The organism is Tistrella mobilis (assembly GCF_039634785.1).
GTDB lineage: Bacteria > Pseudomonadota > Alphaproteobacteria > Tistrellales > Tistrellaceae > Tistrella > Tistrella mobilis.
Window position 1 is genome coordinate 175,397 of record NZ_JBBIAB010000003.1, and the last position, 15,026, is coordinate 190,422.

The following is a 15,026-nucleotide window of genomic DNA, read 5'->3' on the forward strand; positions in this document are numbered from 1 at the left end:
GTGACCGAGGAGCCCGGCATCCCCACCCGGCGGATGATCGCCTGCATCGCGACCTCGGCGCTGCTCTGGTCGGCGCAGGGGCTGGGGATGAACCTGATCGCCGCCAACACCAGCCAGATCTCGGGCGCGCTCGGCGCCACCACCAACGAGACGATGTGGCTGGTGGCGGCCTATATGGCGCCCAATGTCAGCCTGACCATGCTGCTGACGAAGGTGCGCAACCAGTTCGGCCTCAGGCGCTTCACCGAAATCGGCATCGCGCTCTTCGTCGCGGTGTCGTGCCTGCATCTCTTCGTCCAGGATCTGCATGCGGCCCTGGTGGTGCGCTTCCTGGCCGGGGTCGCCGCCTCGCCCATGTCGACGCTCGGCTTCCTTTATATGCTGGAGGCCTTCCCGCAATCGAAGAAGCTGTCCTGGGGGCTCAACCTCGCGCTCACCTGCACCACGCTCAGCGCGCCGCTCGCCCGGATCATCTCGCCCGCTTTGCTCGACCTCGGCCTCTGGCACGGGCTTTATCTGATGGAGGCGGGGGTCGCCCTGATCGCCATGGCCGCCGTGCACCGGCTGCCGCTGACGCCGATCCCGCATACGAAGATGCTCCACCCGCTGGATGCCGTCAGCTACCCGCTGGTCGCGACCGGCTTCGGCCTGCTGGCAGTGGTGATGGTGATGGGCCGCTATGAATGGTGGCTGGAGGCACCGTGGATCGGGATCTGCCTCGCCCTGTCCGCCCTTTGCATCACGGTCGCGGCCGCGATCGAGATCCATCGCGAAACGCCGCTGCTCAACATCCGCTGGCTGACCAGCCCCGAGATCCTGCATGTGGCGGCTATCCTGCTGGTTTTCCGGCTGGTGCTGTCGGAACAGACCTCGGGCGCCTTCGGCCTGTTCCAGACGCTGGGCCTGCTCAACGATCAAAGCCGGTCGCTGCAGGTCGTGATCCTGCTGGCCTCGATCACGGGCGGGATCACCTGCGGGATGCTGCTGAAGCCGGGGCGTGACGCCGCCTTTCACGCGGTGGCCCTGCTCTGCATCATGGCGGGCGCCTTCATGGACGGTCATGCGACCAGCCTGACCCGCCCGGGCCAGATGTATCTGAGCCAGGCGCTGATCGCCTTCGGCGGCATGCTGTTCCTGCCGCCGGCCATGCTGACCGGGCTGATGCACACCCTGAAACAGGGGCCGACCTTCATCACCAGCTTCATCGCCGTCTTCCTGTTCACCCAAAGCCTGGGCGGGCTGATGGGCTCTGCGCTGTTCGGCAGCTTCGTCACGCTGCGCGAGAAGTTCCATTCGGCCCGGCTGGTCGAGGATGTGGTGCTGACCGATCCGCTGGTCGCGGCGCGCGTGAAGCAGCTGGGCGGCGCCTATGGTCATGTGCTGACCGATCCCGCCCTGACCAATGCGGAAGGCATCGCCCTGCTCGCAAAACAGGCGACGCGCGAGGCGACGGTGCTCGCCTATAACGACGCCTTCCTCGCCATTTCGGCCCTGGCAGCCCTGGCGCTTGCCGGCCTTGTCCTCCATCTGCTCGTCGCCCGGGTCCACCGGACGGCGGATGCGATCGCTTCCTGATGTCCCCATGGCCAAGAAAATCTTCCATTTCAAGACCCTGATCATCCTCGCCGCCGGCCTTGCCGGTGCGCTGCTGGTCCTTTACGCCTGGCGGCTGCCGCCCTTCGACAGCGGCGTCGAGGTGACCGAGAACGCCTATATCCGCGGCCGGGTCACCCTGCTCGCCCCCCAGCTTTCGGGCTATGTGACGGATATCGCGGTCAGGGATTTCGAGACGGTCCGGGCCGGCCAGGTGCTGGTGCGGATCGACGACCGGATCTATGCCCGCCGGCTGGAGCAGGCCGAGGCGGAGCTGGCCGGCAGGCAGGCCGCGCTGGCCAATGCCGATCAGGACCGGCTTGCCGCCGAGGCGCGCATCGCCTCGGCGAAGGCGGCGGTCGACAGCGCGCAGGCGGCCCTGACCCGCAGCCGCGCCGATGCGGGCCGGGTGGATGCGCTGATCACCCGCGGTGCCGCAACGCGCGCCGCGGCCGATGCCGCCCATGCCGCCCGCGACCAGGCAGCCGCCGCCCTCGCCCAGGCAGAGGCGGCGGTCGAGGTGGCGAAACAGGATCTCCAGAGCGTGATCGTCGGCCGCGGCACGCTGGACGCGGCGGTGGAAGCGGCACGCGCGGCGGTGCGGCTGGCGCGGATCGACCTCGACAACACCCGGATCACGGCACCGGTCGACGGGCGGATGGGCGAGATCGGCGTCCGGCTCGGCCAGTATGTCACGGCCGGCACCCAGCTGGCGGCGATCGTGCCGGCCGATCGCTGGATCATCGCCAATTTCAAGGAAACCCAGCTCAGCGGCATGCGGCCCGGTCAGCCGGTCTCGTTCACCGTCGATGCCCTGCCCGGCCAGAGCTTCCGGGGGCGGATCGAGCGCTTCTCCCCCGCCACCGGCTCGGAATTCGCGGTGCTGAAGCCCGACAACGCCACCGGCAACTTCACCAAGGTGGCGCAGCGCCTGCCGGTCCGGATCGCGATCGACGGCGACCAGCCGGCGCTGGACGGTCTGGCACCGGGCCTGTCGGTGGTGGTGCGGGTCGACACCGACGGCGGTGCCGGCCGCGGCTGATCGGCCATCAACGATTGAAGTCCGGCTTGGGATCGGTGCCGGTCGGCGGGCTGCCGGCCTTGCCCGTCACCCCGTCGGCGATGGCGCCGAACAGGTTGCGCAGGAAGCCCGGCGCCAGGGCGGCGAGCGGGTTGACGCTGACATCCGGGTCGTCGAGCGGCCCCTTCAGCCGATAGGTGGCGGCGAAGATGCCGCTGCCCTCCTCTCCCACCAGCAGATCGCCGATCACCGGGATGCGGCCGATGGCGCTGTTCAGGGTATAGAGCGGCACCAGCGTGCCGGCCATGTCGATGGTGCCGCCGTCGATATCGATCTGCCCCGAGGCGGTGACGCCGACCTCGCTGCCATGGGCCCGGGCCTCGGACAGCGTGACGACCCCGTCCTCGTAGACGAAATCGCCGTCGAGCACGCTGAAGGCGATACCGTCGCGCCCGCCCAGCTTGTCGGACACCCCGGCCGGCGAGGCCGTCGCCAGGGCGCGGGCGATGGCGGGCGCGTTCTGCAGGCGATAGTCGCGGCCGACCAGATGGCCGCGGATCAGATCATGGGCGACGCTGTCGTCGATCACCCCGTCGATCACCATCGATCCGCCGGCAATGCGGCCACGCAGCCCGGCAAAGGCTATGAGATCGTCCATCCGGTCGGTCTCCAGCCGGATGGTCCGGCCGCCGACGGCGGCGGCACCGCCACCGATCGCGACCGACACCATGCCCGGCCCGCGATTGCCGGCAGCCGCCGCGGTTTCCGGCGCCACCGGCAGCACCGCCTGCAGCCGCGCTTCGCGCCAATGGCCGTTCGCGATCGAGACCGAGCCGCGGGCCCGGTCCAGATGCCGTTCATCGTCGATCCGCACCCGATCAAGCGCCAATTCCAGATCGATCCGCTTCGGCGGTGCCGCCGGATCGCGGATCTCGGCGGGCGTCTCGCCGCCCTTGCGGTCGATCAGCGGTTCGACATCGAGCATCCGCCCGGCCAGCGAGACCCGGTCGGCCGCACCGTCGCGGCCGGCGCGATAATCGATCCGCAGCCGGCTGTCGCCCAGATCGAAGCGCGCGATCTTCGCCTCCAGCAGCCGGCCCGCCGCCACCCTGAGCGTGCCGAGCGAATAGAGATCGCCCGCCTCGACACGCAGATCGCGGATGTCGATGACTTCGCCGCCCGGACCCGCACCGCCCGGCACGGCGTGGGGGTGAACCGTGGCCGTCAGCTGCCCGGCGGTTCCGGCAGGCTTGGACCAGCCGATATCGGGGATGGCGAGGCGCGATCGGGCCAGATCGGCATCGACCCGGATGACCGGCTCGTCGGGCTTGCCGCGCGGCACCTCGACCGCAAGCTTCAGGCCGATCGGGCCGGTGAGATAGGGATCCAGGTCGAAGCCGGCACGCTTGCGGGCCGCCTCGTCCAGCGTGCCCGCGACATCCACCCGCCGCTCCCAATCCGTGCGCGCGGCAATCGCCTGCCGCCAGTCGATGTCGAGCGGCGCACCGCCGATCGCCGCCCGGCCGGTCAGCCGCGCCTGGGCATTGTCGACCGCGACCGCGAAACTGCCCTCGGCCATGTCGAGCCCGAGCACCGCCTTGCGCAGCGCCAGCGCCTCGATCCGGCCGCGGGCGGTATAGCGGACATCGGGCTTGTCCTGGCCGAGCGGCAGTTTGAGGGTGAGATCGATATCCGTGCGCCCCTCCAGGCCATCGGGTTTGGACAGGGCCGGGTCGACGAATTCGATCGGCGGCATGGCGAGCACGCGCACCGCATCGGCGACCGGGCCCGAGATCGGGATCATCGACTCGACCCTTGTGGGCTCGGTCTTGACGCCGAAGCCTTCGATGGCGACCCGGGCCGCCCCGAGACGGAGCCCGGTATCGCCGGCACGGCCACCATCCTTCAGATTGAAGCGCAGGCCGCGGAGATCGAAACTGCCGGTGCCGGCCAGATCGCGCGCCGGCGGCAGCGGCCGTTCATAATCGACCGAGATGCCCCGATAGGCGAAATCGCCCTGAATGGCCGTGGGTGCCAGATGCCCGTCGGCGCCCAGCATGCCCGGGCGGATGTCGAGCACCACCGACACGCCGTCGACCCGGCCGCCGCGCACCCGCGAAATCACCCAGTCGCGCGCCGCCTCCTGCTGGCCGAGCGGCCAGTAGCGGTCGATATCGTCGACGGCGAGATCGCCGCCGATCATCCCGCCCGATATGCCGAGCCCCGCGGCCGGGCCGTTCAGGCCGGTGACGGTGACGCTGCCGCCGAGTGCGGCACCGTCGGCCAGGCGGAGATCGGCACGGGTGACCTCCAGGCGGTTGCCGTCTTCGGTGAGATCGGCGGCGAGCACGACCCGCTCCACCGGCAGCGGCCGGGCGATGACGCCGGGCCAGTCGACCTCTCCCGCCCCCGCCGTGGCATGGAGGCGCAGCCGATCGATCCGACGATCGGCCATCTTCATTTCCACCACCCCCTGCAGCGGCAAAGCGAGGCCGTCGAAGGGCGCCGGCAGGCCGAGCACGGCCGCGATCCGGTCGACGCGGGTGGGATGGATGGTCAGGTCCAGATCGGCCGCGCCCTGATCAGGGATGACCACGCCGCCCAGCGAGGCGCCGACCGCCTCGCCCGCGACGTCGCCCGACAGCTCGACCGCGACCCTGATCCGCTCCCCCTCGCGGATCAGGCGCAGATCCTGACCGGAAACCTGGCCCGAAAAGCCGGCGACGCCATCCTGATAGGTGACGTCCACCGCCGCCACACGGACCAGTTGCACCCGGGTCATGTCCAGCGCCCAGGCGCCCGGGTCGGCCATCTGATTGAGCCAGCCGCGCAGCCGGTCGACATCGGAGGCGGGTTCGGCCGGCACCGGCGGGGCGGCGGGGTCGGCAGCGCGGAGTTCCGGATCGGGTGCCACCGGCTCGGGCAGCGGCGCATCGGCATCGAAAAGCGGCCTCAGCTGCGCGATCGGCAGCCCGTCTTCGGGCGCCCGGGCACGTTCGAGCGGCGCCGCATCGAGCAGGGCCAGCGAGACCTCGCCCGAGGGTGCGCGCTGGACGGCCAGCTCGACGCCGGTCACCTCCAGCACCGTGGGCGCGATGCGCTGGGCGATCAGGTCGCCGACCGACAGCCCGATCCGCAGGCCGGGCAGGCGCAGCACCGGCTGGTTGAACCGGTCGATGATCCGGACGTCCTCGACCGCCAGGGTGAGGGCGACATTGGTGGCGTCGAGCGAGAGCCGGGCCTCGCCGGCATCGATCCGGAAACGGCCTTCTGCCAGTTCCAGCCGGTCGGCGATCCACGGCCCGGCCGGCCCCAGATCGACCGGCCCCGCGGCCAGCCGGAAGCCTGCGGCCGCCAGCGCCAGAATGACGACCAGCAGCAGCCCGAGCACAAGACGGACGACCCAGGTCGAGATCCTGACGATCATGCGGGCGCGTCCTTACTGTCCTGATGGGCCGGCGGCAGGCGGCAGTGGAGGCGATGCACCGGGTCTTGCGTCCCGGCAGGGGTTATGATCCGGTGTCTAGCAGGTAATGCCGGTCGCGCGAAGCGCCAAGACGGTGTCCGTCGCATGGTCGCATGGCCTGCTTGCGTGATCATTACGTGTCATCCCTGCCCCACCCCCGCGCCCCTGGCTGCGCCCGTACCGGAAGCCCCCGCATGACCGCCGCTTCGCCCCTGCTCGACGCCGCCCCGGGCCATCGCCTGCCGGTCGTGGCCGACCCCGACCGCGCCGCGATCGCCCGCGAGCGCATCCTGGAACGGCTGGGCGAGGCGCAAGGCGATGCGGCGGACGATCTGGCCGCCTTTCGGGCGTTTCTGGAGGATCCGACCGGCCGGCGACTGATCGACGGCATGGCCTGCGGCAGCGCCTATCTGACCCAGCTGGCGGTGATCGAGGCGCCGGTTCTGGCGCGCACCGTGCGCCTTGGCCCCGTGGCGGCCTTCGACGAGATCCGCGCGGGTTTCGAGGCGCTGAAACGCCAGGGCGGCACCGAGGCGCAGGTGATGGCAGAGCTGCGCCGGCTGAAACGGCGGGCCGCGCTGGTGATCGGGCTGGCCGATCTGGCCGGGATCTGGTCGCTGGCCGAGGTGACCGGCGCCGTTTCCGACACCGCCGAGGCGGCGCTTCAGGCGGCCTTCGCCCATCTGCTGCGCGATGCGGCCAGGCGCGGCGAGATCCGGCTGGACACCCCCGAGGATCCGGGGCCGACGAGCGGGCTTTTCGCGCTGGGCATGGGCAAGTTCGGCGCCTGCGAGCTGAACTATTCCTCGGATATCGACCTGATCGTGCTCTACGAGCCCGAGCGGGTGCAGATGGCCGATGACCGCCACCCCCAGCCGGTTTTCACCCGCATCGCCCGCGATCTGGTGAAGCTGATGGAGGCGCGCACCGCCGAAGGCTATGTCTTCCGCACCGATCTGCGCCTGCGCCCGGACCCGGCCTCCACCCCGCTTGCGCTCTCGGCCGAAGCGGCCGAGGTCTATTACGAAAGCGTCGGCCAGAACTGGGAACGGGCCGCGATGATCAAGGCCCGGGTGGTGGCCGGCGACGAGACCGCCGGCCAGCTGTTCCTGAAGCGGCTGACGCCCTTCGTCTGGCGCAAGAGCCTGGATTTCTACGCCATCGCCGACATCCATTCGATCAAGCGCCAGATCAACGCCCATCGCTCGGGCGACGGGCTGGACCTGCCCGGCCACAATCTGAAGCTCGGCCGCGGCGGCATCCGCGAGATCGAATTCTTCTGCCAGACCCAGCAGCTGATCTTCGGCGGCCGCTCGCCGGCGCTGAGAGCGCGCGCGACCGAGGCGGCGCTGGATGCGCTGGTCGCCGAACAGCGGGTGGAGGCGCCGGTGGCGGCGCGGCTGAAGACCGCCTACCGGCTGCTGCGCACCATCGAGCACAGGCTGCAGATGGTCGACGACGCCCAGACCCATTCCCTGCCCAAAGACGAGGCCGCCTTCGCCCGCGTGGCGGCGTTTTCAGGCTTCGAAGACCCGGCCGAATTCGGCCGGGTGCTGCTCGACACGCTGAAGGGGGTGGAGAAGGCCTATGCGGAACTGTTCGACGACGCGCCGGGGCTTGGCACCGCCGAGGGCAACCTGGTCTTCACCGGCACCGAGGACGACCCCGACACGATCGAGACCCTGGAGCGGATGGGCTATCGCGAGCCGTCGCGCGTGGTCGCCCGCGTGCGCGAATGGCATCGCGGCCGGGTCCGCGCCACCCGCAGCGGCCGCGCCCGCCAGATCCTGACCGAGATCATGCCGGAACTGCTCTCCCGCCTGGGCGGGACCGGCGATCCCGATGCGGCCTTCATGCGCTTCGACGCCTTCCTGGGCGAACTGCCCTCGGGCGTGCAGATCTTCGCCCTGTTCCACAGCAACCCCGAACTGCTGGAACTGGTGGCCGAGGCCATGGGTACGGCGCCCAAACTGTCGGAACAGCTCGCCCGCCGGCCGTCGCTGCTGGAAGCCGTGCTCGACCCCGATTTCTTTTCGGAACTGGCGACGCCCGAGGCGCTGGCCGCCGATCTGGAGCGGGTGCTGTCGCGGGCGATCGACTATGAAGACACGCTGGACCTCACCCGCCGCTGGGCGGGGGAGCGCAAGTTCCAGGTGGGGGTGCACATCCTGCGCGGGCTGACCGATGCCGATGCCGCAGCCCCGGTACTGACCGCCATCGCCGATGCGGTGATCGGCGCCCTGCTGCCGCGGGTGCTGGACGAATTCGCCCAGGCCCATGGCCGGATGCCCGGCGGACGGATCGCGATCCTGGCCCAGGGGCGGCTGGGATCGCGCGAGATGTCGATCGACAGCGACCTGGATCTGGTCGTCGTCTACGACGCCTCGGGCGAGGCCGGATCGGATGGCAGCCGGCCGCTGGGGCCATCACACTACTATGCCCGCCTTGCCCAGCGCTTCATCTCGGCGATCTCGGCACTGACCGGGGAAGGCCGGCTTTACGAAATCGACACCCGGCTCAGGCCCTCGGGCTCGTCGGGGCCGGTGGCGAGCCATCTGGATGCCTTCCGCCGCTATCACCGCGAGGATGCCTGGACCTGGGAACATATGGCGCTGACCCGCGCCCGGGTGGTGGCGGCCAGCGACGACAGCCTGACGCAGGATCTGAACCAGGTGGTGCGCGAGGTGCTGCTCACCCCCCGCGATGCCGACCGGGTGGTGGTCGAGGTGGCGGATATGCGCCGCCGGATCGCCCAGGAACACGGCACCGAGGATTGCTGGCAGGTCAAACACGTCCGCGGCGGGCTGGTCGATCTGGAGTTTCTGGCCCAGCAGCTGCAGCTGATCCACGGGCCGGACATGCCCGGGCTGCTGCTGGGCGACACGGCCCTGGTGCTGGCCCGGGCGGGAGAGCTGGGGCTGATCGAGGATGGCGCGATGCTTGCCGATGCGGTAAGGCTTCAGCGGCGCATGCTGGGCCTGCTCCGGCTGACCGTCACCGGCCGCTTCGACGGCCGGACGGCGCCCCCGGGGCTGATCGCCGCCCTCGCCCGGGCCGCGCGCCTCGACGAGGGCGCGGATGCCGAGGCGATCGGTGACGTGCTCCGCTCTTGCCAGGCGCGCGTGTACGCCCATTTCGACCGCTACGTCACCGATGTCGCCGCCCGGGTGAAGGCCGAAGGCGCGGCGGATGCCGGGGCGGACCCCAAGACCGCGATGGAGACGAAACGATGATCGAGGAAGGCGCCAAGGCCCCGGATTTCACCATGCCCACCGATGGCGGCGGCGAGGTGTCGCTGGCCGCCCTCGCGGGCAAGACGGTGGTGCTTTATTTCTACCCGCGCGACGACACGCCCGGCTGCACCAAGGAGGCCTGCGCCTTCCGCGATCTGCATCCGGCGCTGGAAAAGCTGGATGCGGTGGTGATCGGCGTCTCGAAGGACAGCGTCGCCGCCCATGACAAATTCAAGGCCAAATACGACCTGAACTTCCCGCTGGCGGCCGATACCGACGGCGCGGTCTGCGAGGCCTATGGCGTCTGGGTCGAGAAGAACATGTATGGCCGCAAATCGATGGGCATCGAGCGCAGCACCTTCCTGATCGACGGCACCGGCACCGTGCGGAAGATCTGGCGCAAGGTGAAGGTCGACGGCCATGCCGAGGCCGTGAAGGCGGCCATCGACGCGCTCTGACGGGTGACGCATCCCGTGACCACAGCTGCCTTCATCCCCGCCGCCATCGGGGTTCTGCTGACCGCGGAGCCCCGCGCCAAGGCCGCCGCGGCGCGGGCGCTGGCGGCGGACTGGCGGGCCGGACGCCTGGCTGCCCCGACCCTGGCTGCCCCGACCATGATGGCCACCCCGGCAGATGGCGGGGCGGCGGCGCTGCCGCTGCGCCCGGCCCGGCCGGACCGCCCGGTTCTGCTGCCGCCGTCGCGCATGCCCAAGCGCGGCCGCGGCGGCAGCGTCGCCAGCCGGGTGCGGCTGCTGCATGCGCTCGCCCATATCGAGTTCAACGCCATCGATCTGGCGGTCGACATGGCGGCACGCTTCGGTGCGGAGATCGATGCGGACGAGACGGTCTGCCGGCGCTTCGTCGACGACTGGGTCGGCATCGCCGACGACGAGGCGCGCCATTTCGGCCTGGTCGCCGACCGGCTGGAAGCGCTGGGCGCGGCCTATGGCGACCTGCCCGCCCATGACGGGCTGTGGGAAGCGGCGATGGCGACCGCCCATGACATGACCGGCCGGCTGGCGGTGGTGCCGATGGTGCTGGAGGCCCGCGGCCTGGACGTCACCCCCGACATGATCCGCCGGCTGGACGACTTCGGCGATACCGCTTCGGCCGATGCGCTGCGCGTGATCTATCGCGACGAGGTCGGCCATGTCGCCGCCGGGCTGCGCTGGCTGACCCATGTCGCGACCGCCCGCGGCACCACGGCACGGGCCCTGTTCCACGACCGGGTCCGCCGCCTGTTCCCCGGCCGGGTGAAACCGCCCTTCAATGCGGATGCCCGGGCCCGCGCCGGCATGGTGCCGGAAGATTACGAGCCGCTGGTGGAGATGCGCACGGGCGAGGCGCGGGAAGAGAAGGACGCCCGCCCCCACGCCCGGTGATGCCCCGCCCCCCCGGTGATCACGAGGCTTCCATCAGCCCCGCCTCGGGAAATTCGCGGCGGAAGGCCTGATCGTCGAAGGCACCGGCAGCCGGTGCCGGCTCCCCTGCCCGCCAGGGCACCGCAAAACCGGTCTGCGACAGGGTCCGGGCGATGCCGTCGTAATAGTCCACCGCCACCCGATAGCGGATCAGGCAGCCGATCGCGACTTCGCGGATCAGCCCCGGATGGTCCGCAAGCAGCGGCAGAACCACACGCCGGATCAGGTCCCGGCCGTGGCCCGCATCGATCGCGATATGCAGGTCGTGATAGTGGATCACATCTTCCGGCATGCCGAGGCGGCGCATGCCGCGCACGGTCCGGGAGAAACGCCAGGGTGCGGTGTGCTCCAGGATGGTGAGCGCCCCCAGCAGCCGGCCGGCATGGCGCCGCCGCAAGGCGTACATCAGCAGCAGATTGCCGTTCTTCAGGGCCGAGGCCGGGACCTGATCCCGGACGTCGATGCCCGCCCGATCGAGGATGTCGCGCATATAGGCCGAGGACCGGCAGAACATCACCGTGTGCATGTCTTCCAGGCGGCCATTGCCCATCTCGTCCCAGAAATTCTCGGCCAGGGCAAGCTTCATATCGCCGCCCAGCCCCAGCTGCGCCAGGGCCACGACATCGTCGAAACGACCGTCCACCTCTTCTTCCAGGCAGATGTAGAAGGCCATCGCTTCGGCGGGCGCCGCCTCGGCGATGTAGTCGAAGAAGGGGGCGACCTCGCGGCAATGCCGCTTGTGAACCTCGAAATACCAGGCGGCAAAACCCTCGGCATCCGCCGGCAGATCGCTCAGATCGATGCGGCTTTCCTCATAGGCGTTCCACATCGCCTCGATTTCGTGAATCCGCCGGAATTCCGCCGGATGTACGGGCACCTCGTGGGCGCGATGGGCCGGCGCCATCTCGCGCAGGTAGAAGGCATTCAGACGGCGCTGGGTGTCCAGCCTGTTCGCGATATGCATGGATCTCACTTCCGGGTGGGGTCGTCGACGCCATCATGGGCCCCGATCGGTGGCCGGGCGGCGGGCAGGACCTCCTTGAGGTCGGGCTTGCTCTTCCACAGCGGTTCGGGCGGCAGATAGCCGGGCCGCGGCGCGTAGACCGACGGCAGGATGCCGGCCTTCTCCGAGGCCGCCCTCTCCGCATCGACCAGTTCGGGGAGATAGCGGGGACAGTTCGGGAAGATGTGGCCGGCAGTCACCTCCACCACCAGCCGGGCGGCGTGGTGGCGGGCGACCCGCGCCGGGTCTTCGATCACCTGTGCCCTGCCGTTGATCCGAAGCTTGCGGCGCTCCCCGGTCAGTTCGACGAACAGAAGTCCGACATGCGGATTGACCAGGATGTTTCCCAGCGATCTGTACATGCCATTGCCATCATAATCGGGGAATTCCAGCCGATCGTCCGCCGTCAGCATCACGAAGCCCGGCATCCCGCCCTTGATCGAGCAGTCGGGCCGTCCGTCGGCATCCGCCGTGGCAAGGAAGAAGAAGGCGGCGGCGGCGATGATCTCCCGGTCGCTCTGCGACCAGGTGACATGCATGCGGGCGCTTTCGAGCCGGTCCGCAAGACGCCGGGAGTCGAAGGCGTCCTGCAGGCGGCGGCTCCCGTCATGGTAGAAATTCTGCGACATGGGATAACTCCCCCTCCGACGCGTGCTCCGGCATCGCCCCTCATATCGCAGTGCATCATTACTCCCTTATAGATTTTTTTCAATTCCTAAAATTCAACCAAAAGAGTCAATTTCCTTGACTCACCGAGTCAAAATCCGTCATTCATTTTTTGCAGCCGCGATATCGTCAGTACACATCAGAGTATACATTCAGAATCATGAGTCATTCTTGCACGCTGACTCAATGATCTGACTCTCATGTCTGACGCCAAATGCACGACACGGCGGTTTTTATTTATGGGGACGAACATGTCAGAGATGCATACGGCAAGAGCCGGGCGTAACGAGGACCTGTCCGGGATCCGGCGAACGCCGTCGAATACCATCTTTGCCCTTAAGTTTTTCGCCTGGGGGTTGATGATGGGTGTCGGCTTCTGGGGAAGCGTGACGATGCCGCTGCCCTATATCCTGCCGTTTCAGATCCTGCTGGCCCTCGGCATGGTTCATGGCGTGGAACTCAGCCACCAGGCCCTGCACGGCACGGCGTTCTCGGGACGTCTGGCCAACCGGATCGCCGGCGCCCTGATGGGGCTGCCCATGCTGGTATCCTTCAGTGCCTACCGGGCCAGTCATCTTCACCATCACCGGGCACTCGGTACGCCGGCGGACCGGGAATTCTGGGACTATGGCGACATCTCACGCATCAGCATGCGCGCACTCGCGGTCCACTTCCTGATCCTCAAGCACTATCAGCGGGCCGGGGCGAATATCTTCAGGGCCGTGACCTTCCGCAACGATCCCGATCTGCCGTCCCGCGCGGCCCGCTATGCCGGGACCGAATACCGGGCCATGGCGGTGATGATTCTGGCACTGGTCGCCGCTTCGATCGCGATCGATCCGCTGATCTTCCTGACCGGCTGGCTGCTGCCGCTGGTGCTGATTGCCGGACCGGTCCATGCGCTGGTGGAACTGCCCGAGCATCATGGCTGCGATCGCAGCACGCCCGACGTCTTCACCAACACCAGGTCGATCACCTCCAACCGGTTCATGACCTGGTTCACCAACGGCAACAATCTTCATGTGGAGCATCACTACCAGGCCGGGCTGCCGGTGGAATCCCTGCGCACCCTGCACGAACGGATCGGCCCGCGGATCGTGAACCGCGACCAGGGATATCGCGCGTTCTATGGCCGCTTCTTCGCCGAAATCTTCGGCCGCACCGCCCGCACCGCCTGATCCGGCCCCCCGTCTTCTGCCCACTCCAGTCTTCTGCCCACTCCCGTCTTCTGCCCACTCCCGTCTTCTGCCCACCCCCGCCGGTCGTCCCGCCCCCGCAGACCTCTTCACCATCCTGCGAATGGCTTGCCCCTTCATGCCCGATGCGCCGCTGCCAACGACAACACCGTCCTTCGTTCCCGAGGTTTTCCTCTCTCTGCCGGACAGCCTTGCCGTCTCGTCCTCGCTGGACGAGATCAGCATCACGCCGGTCACCACCACCGACGACTGGGCCGCGCTCAGCGCCGCCTGGGACGATCTGCCGGTCGACCGCTACATGAATGACGGCGGCACCTATCGCCGCCGCCGGTTTTCACGCTTCCACCACAGCCGGGAGAACGGCGCCGGCCGGGGCCGGCTGCGCCTGAAGGCGCATGCCCCCTATGCCCAGCCGCTTCACCTCAACCCGCTGAACGGCGGGATGCTGCGCCATTTCGAGCCGATCCTGCCCCAGACGATCGCCAACCCGGCCTTCGTCGCGCTGCTCGACGGCTTCGCCACGGTGCTGGGCCTGGTGGACGGCGTCACCAGCTGGGACATCAACGTCTATCTGAACCGTACCGAAACCGACCCCGCACAGACCGGCCTGCCCGTCCCCGAAGGCCTGCATCGCGACGGGGTGCGCTACTCGCTGATCATGGGCATCGCCCGACAGAACGTGACCGGCGCCGTGAACAGCGTGCACGACGACGACCGGCGCCCCTTGCTCAGCCGCGTTCTGGAACGGCCGGGTGATTTCGTTCTGCTGCTGGACGAGCGGACCTATCACGACGCCACGCCGGTGCTGCCCGCAGACGGTACCGGGCGGGGGACCCGCGACGTGATCGTCGTGGAGTTCTACCACGCGGACACGGCCGCCGATCAGCTCTACGTGCCCTGATGCCCCGGACACCCACGGCGCCCCGGCGCCCCGGAAGGAGGACCCGGTGATGACGGTTCATTCCGCCTCGCGGCCCCACGGCATTGCCGAAATCGACCGCAGCCGGCCAGAGGAGATCCTGCCCCTGCTGACCCGGCTGTACCCGGCCATCCCCGCAGAGACCATCGCCGCACGCCTGGCCCGCGTCGCCGCCGGCGACTGGCGCTGCCTGGTGATGCGCGAGGCCGGCCAGATCGTCGCGCTCTCCGGTTTCCGGATCATGGAGCGCATCTGCTATGGCCGTTTTCTCTATGTCGACCACTTCGTGACCGACGATACCCGCCGGTCCCGCGGGGCGGGCCGGGTTCTGCTGGACCGTCTGGCCGGGCTGGCCCGCGACGAAGGCTGCGAGTCCATGGTGCTCGACACCTTCGTGACCAATGCCCGCGCCCAGAAATTCTGGTTCCGGGAAGGCTTCCAGGTCGTCGGCTTCCATTTTCTGCGCCCGCTGGGCCCAGCCTGACATCGCCATCACGAGGATACTCTC

The 15,026-nt window shown here is 69.0% G+C and carries 11 protein-coding genes; 8 read left to right on the plus strand and 3 right to left on the minus strand.

The annotated features are described in order from the left end of the window. Both WI697_RS05560 and WI697_RS05565 read left to right on the plus strand, forming a co-directional pair. Positions 1-1,575 carry an MFS transporter gene (locus WI697_RS05560; RefSeq protein WP_385997791.1) on the plus strand — a complete coding sequence of 525 codons (1,575 nt, stop codon included), beginning with the start codon at positions 1-3 and terminating at the stop codon, positions 1,573-1,575. A gap of 7 nt (positions 1,576-1,582) precedes the next feature. Further along, complete coding sequence (locus tag WI697_RS05565) at positions 1,583-2,635, plus strand: HlyD family secretion protein (RefSeq protein ID WP_345957746.1); 1,053 nt, start codon at positions 1,583-1,585, stop codon at positions 2,633-2,635. Between the two features lie 7 nt (positions 2,636-2,642). Here WI697_RS05565 and WI697_RS05570 read toward each other — a convergent pair whose 3' ends face one another. Then, positions 2,643-6,041, minus strand: a complete 3,399-nt coding sequence (locus WI697_RS05570) for a YhdP family protein (RefSeq protein ID WP_345957747.1) — start codon at positions 6,039-6,041, stop codon at positions 2,643-2,645. A 233-nt stretch (positions 6,042-6,274) separates the two neighbouring features. On the opposite strand from WI697_RS05570, the gene WI697_RS05575 reads away from it, so the two are divergent. From WI697_RS05575 to WI697_RS05585, 3 genes are read left to right on the plus strand one after another with little or no spacing between them, the layout of a single operon-like run. Continuing rightward, entirely contained in the window at positions 6,275-9,313 is a 3,039-nt protein-coding gene (locus WI697_RS05575; RefSeq protein ID WP_345957748.1) for a bifunctional [glutamine synthetase] adenylyltransferase/[glutamine synthetase]-adenylyl-L-tyrosine phosphorylase, read from the plus strand. Then, positions 9,310-9,771: a thioredoxin-dependent thiol peroxidase gene (bcp, locus tag WI697_RS05580; protein ID WP_014748285.1), complete on the plus strand. Its 462-nt coding sequence runs from the start codon at positions 9,310-9,312 to the stop codon at positions 9,769-9,771. The genes WI697_RS05575 and bcp overlap by 4 nt, the downstream gene beginning before the upstream one ends. 15 nt (positions 9,772-9,786) lie before the next feature. Continuing rightward, complete coding sequence (locus WI697_RS05585) at positions 9,787-10,695, plus strand: ferritin-like domain-containing protein (protein ID WP_345957749.1); 909 nt, start codon at positions 9,787-9,789, stop codon at positions 10,693-10,695. A gap of 19 nt (positions 10,696-10,714) precedes the next feature. Here the strand turns inward: WI697_RS05585 and WI697_RS05590 are convergent, their stop codons facing one another. Continuing rightward, on the minus strand, positions 10,715-11,698 hold the full coding sequence (locus WI697_RS05590) for an iron-containing redox enzyme family protein (RefSeq protein ID WP_296716335.1): 984 nt from the start codon (positions 11,696-11,698) through the stop codon (positions 10,715-10,717). A 5-nt stretch (positions 11,699-11,703) separates the two neighbouring features. Continuing rightward, the gene (locus WI697_RS05595) at positions 11,704-12,366 is read right to left on the minus strand and encodes a pyridoxamine 5'-phosphate oxidase family protein (protein ID WP_345957750.1); all 663 of its coding nucleotides are present in this window, start codon (positions 12,364-12,366) and stop codon (positions 11,704-11,706) included. 429 nt (positions 12,367-12,795) lie between these two features. On the opposite strand from WI697_RS05595, the gene WI697_RS05600 reads away from it, so the two are divergent. The 3 genes from WI697_RS05600 to WI697_RS05610 all read left to right on the plus strand — a co-directional run bounded on the left by WI697_RS05600 (position 12,796) and on the right by WI697_RS05610 (position 15,002). Next, the gene (locus WI697_RS05600) at positions 12,796-13,581 is read left to right on the plus strand and encodes a fatty acid desaturase family protein (RefSeq protein ID WP_296716340.1); all 786 of its coding nucleotides are present in this window, start codon (positions 12,796-12,798) and stop codon (positions 13,579-13,581) included. 136 nt (positions 13,582-13,717) lie between these two features. Continuing rightward, a complete protein-coding gene (locus WI697_RS05605; RefSeq protein ID WP_345957751.1) occupies positions 13,718-14,500 on the plus strand; it encodes a 2OG-Fe dioxygenase family protein in 783 nt (260 codons plus the stop codon). A 49-nt stretch (positions 14,501-14,549) separates the two neighbouring features. Next, positions 14,550-15,002: a GNAT family N-acetyltransferase gene (locus WI697_RS05610; protein WP_296716343.1), complete on the plus strand. Its 453-nt coding sequence runs from the start codon at positions 14,550-14,552 to the stop codon at positions 15,000-15,002. The last annotated feature ends 24 nt before the right edge of the window (positions 15,003-15,026 follow it).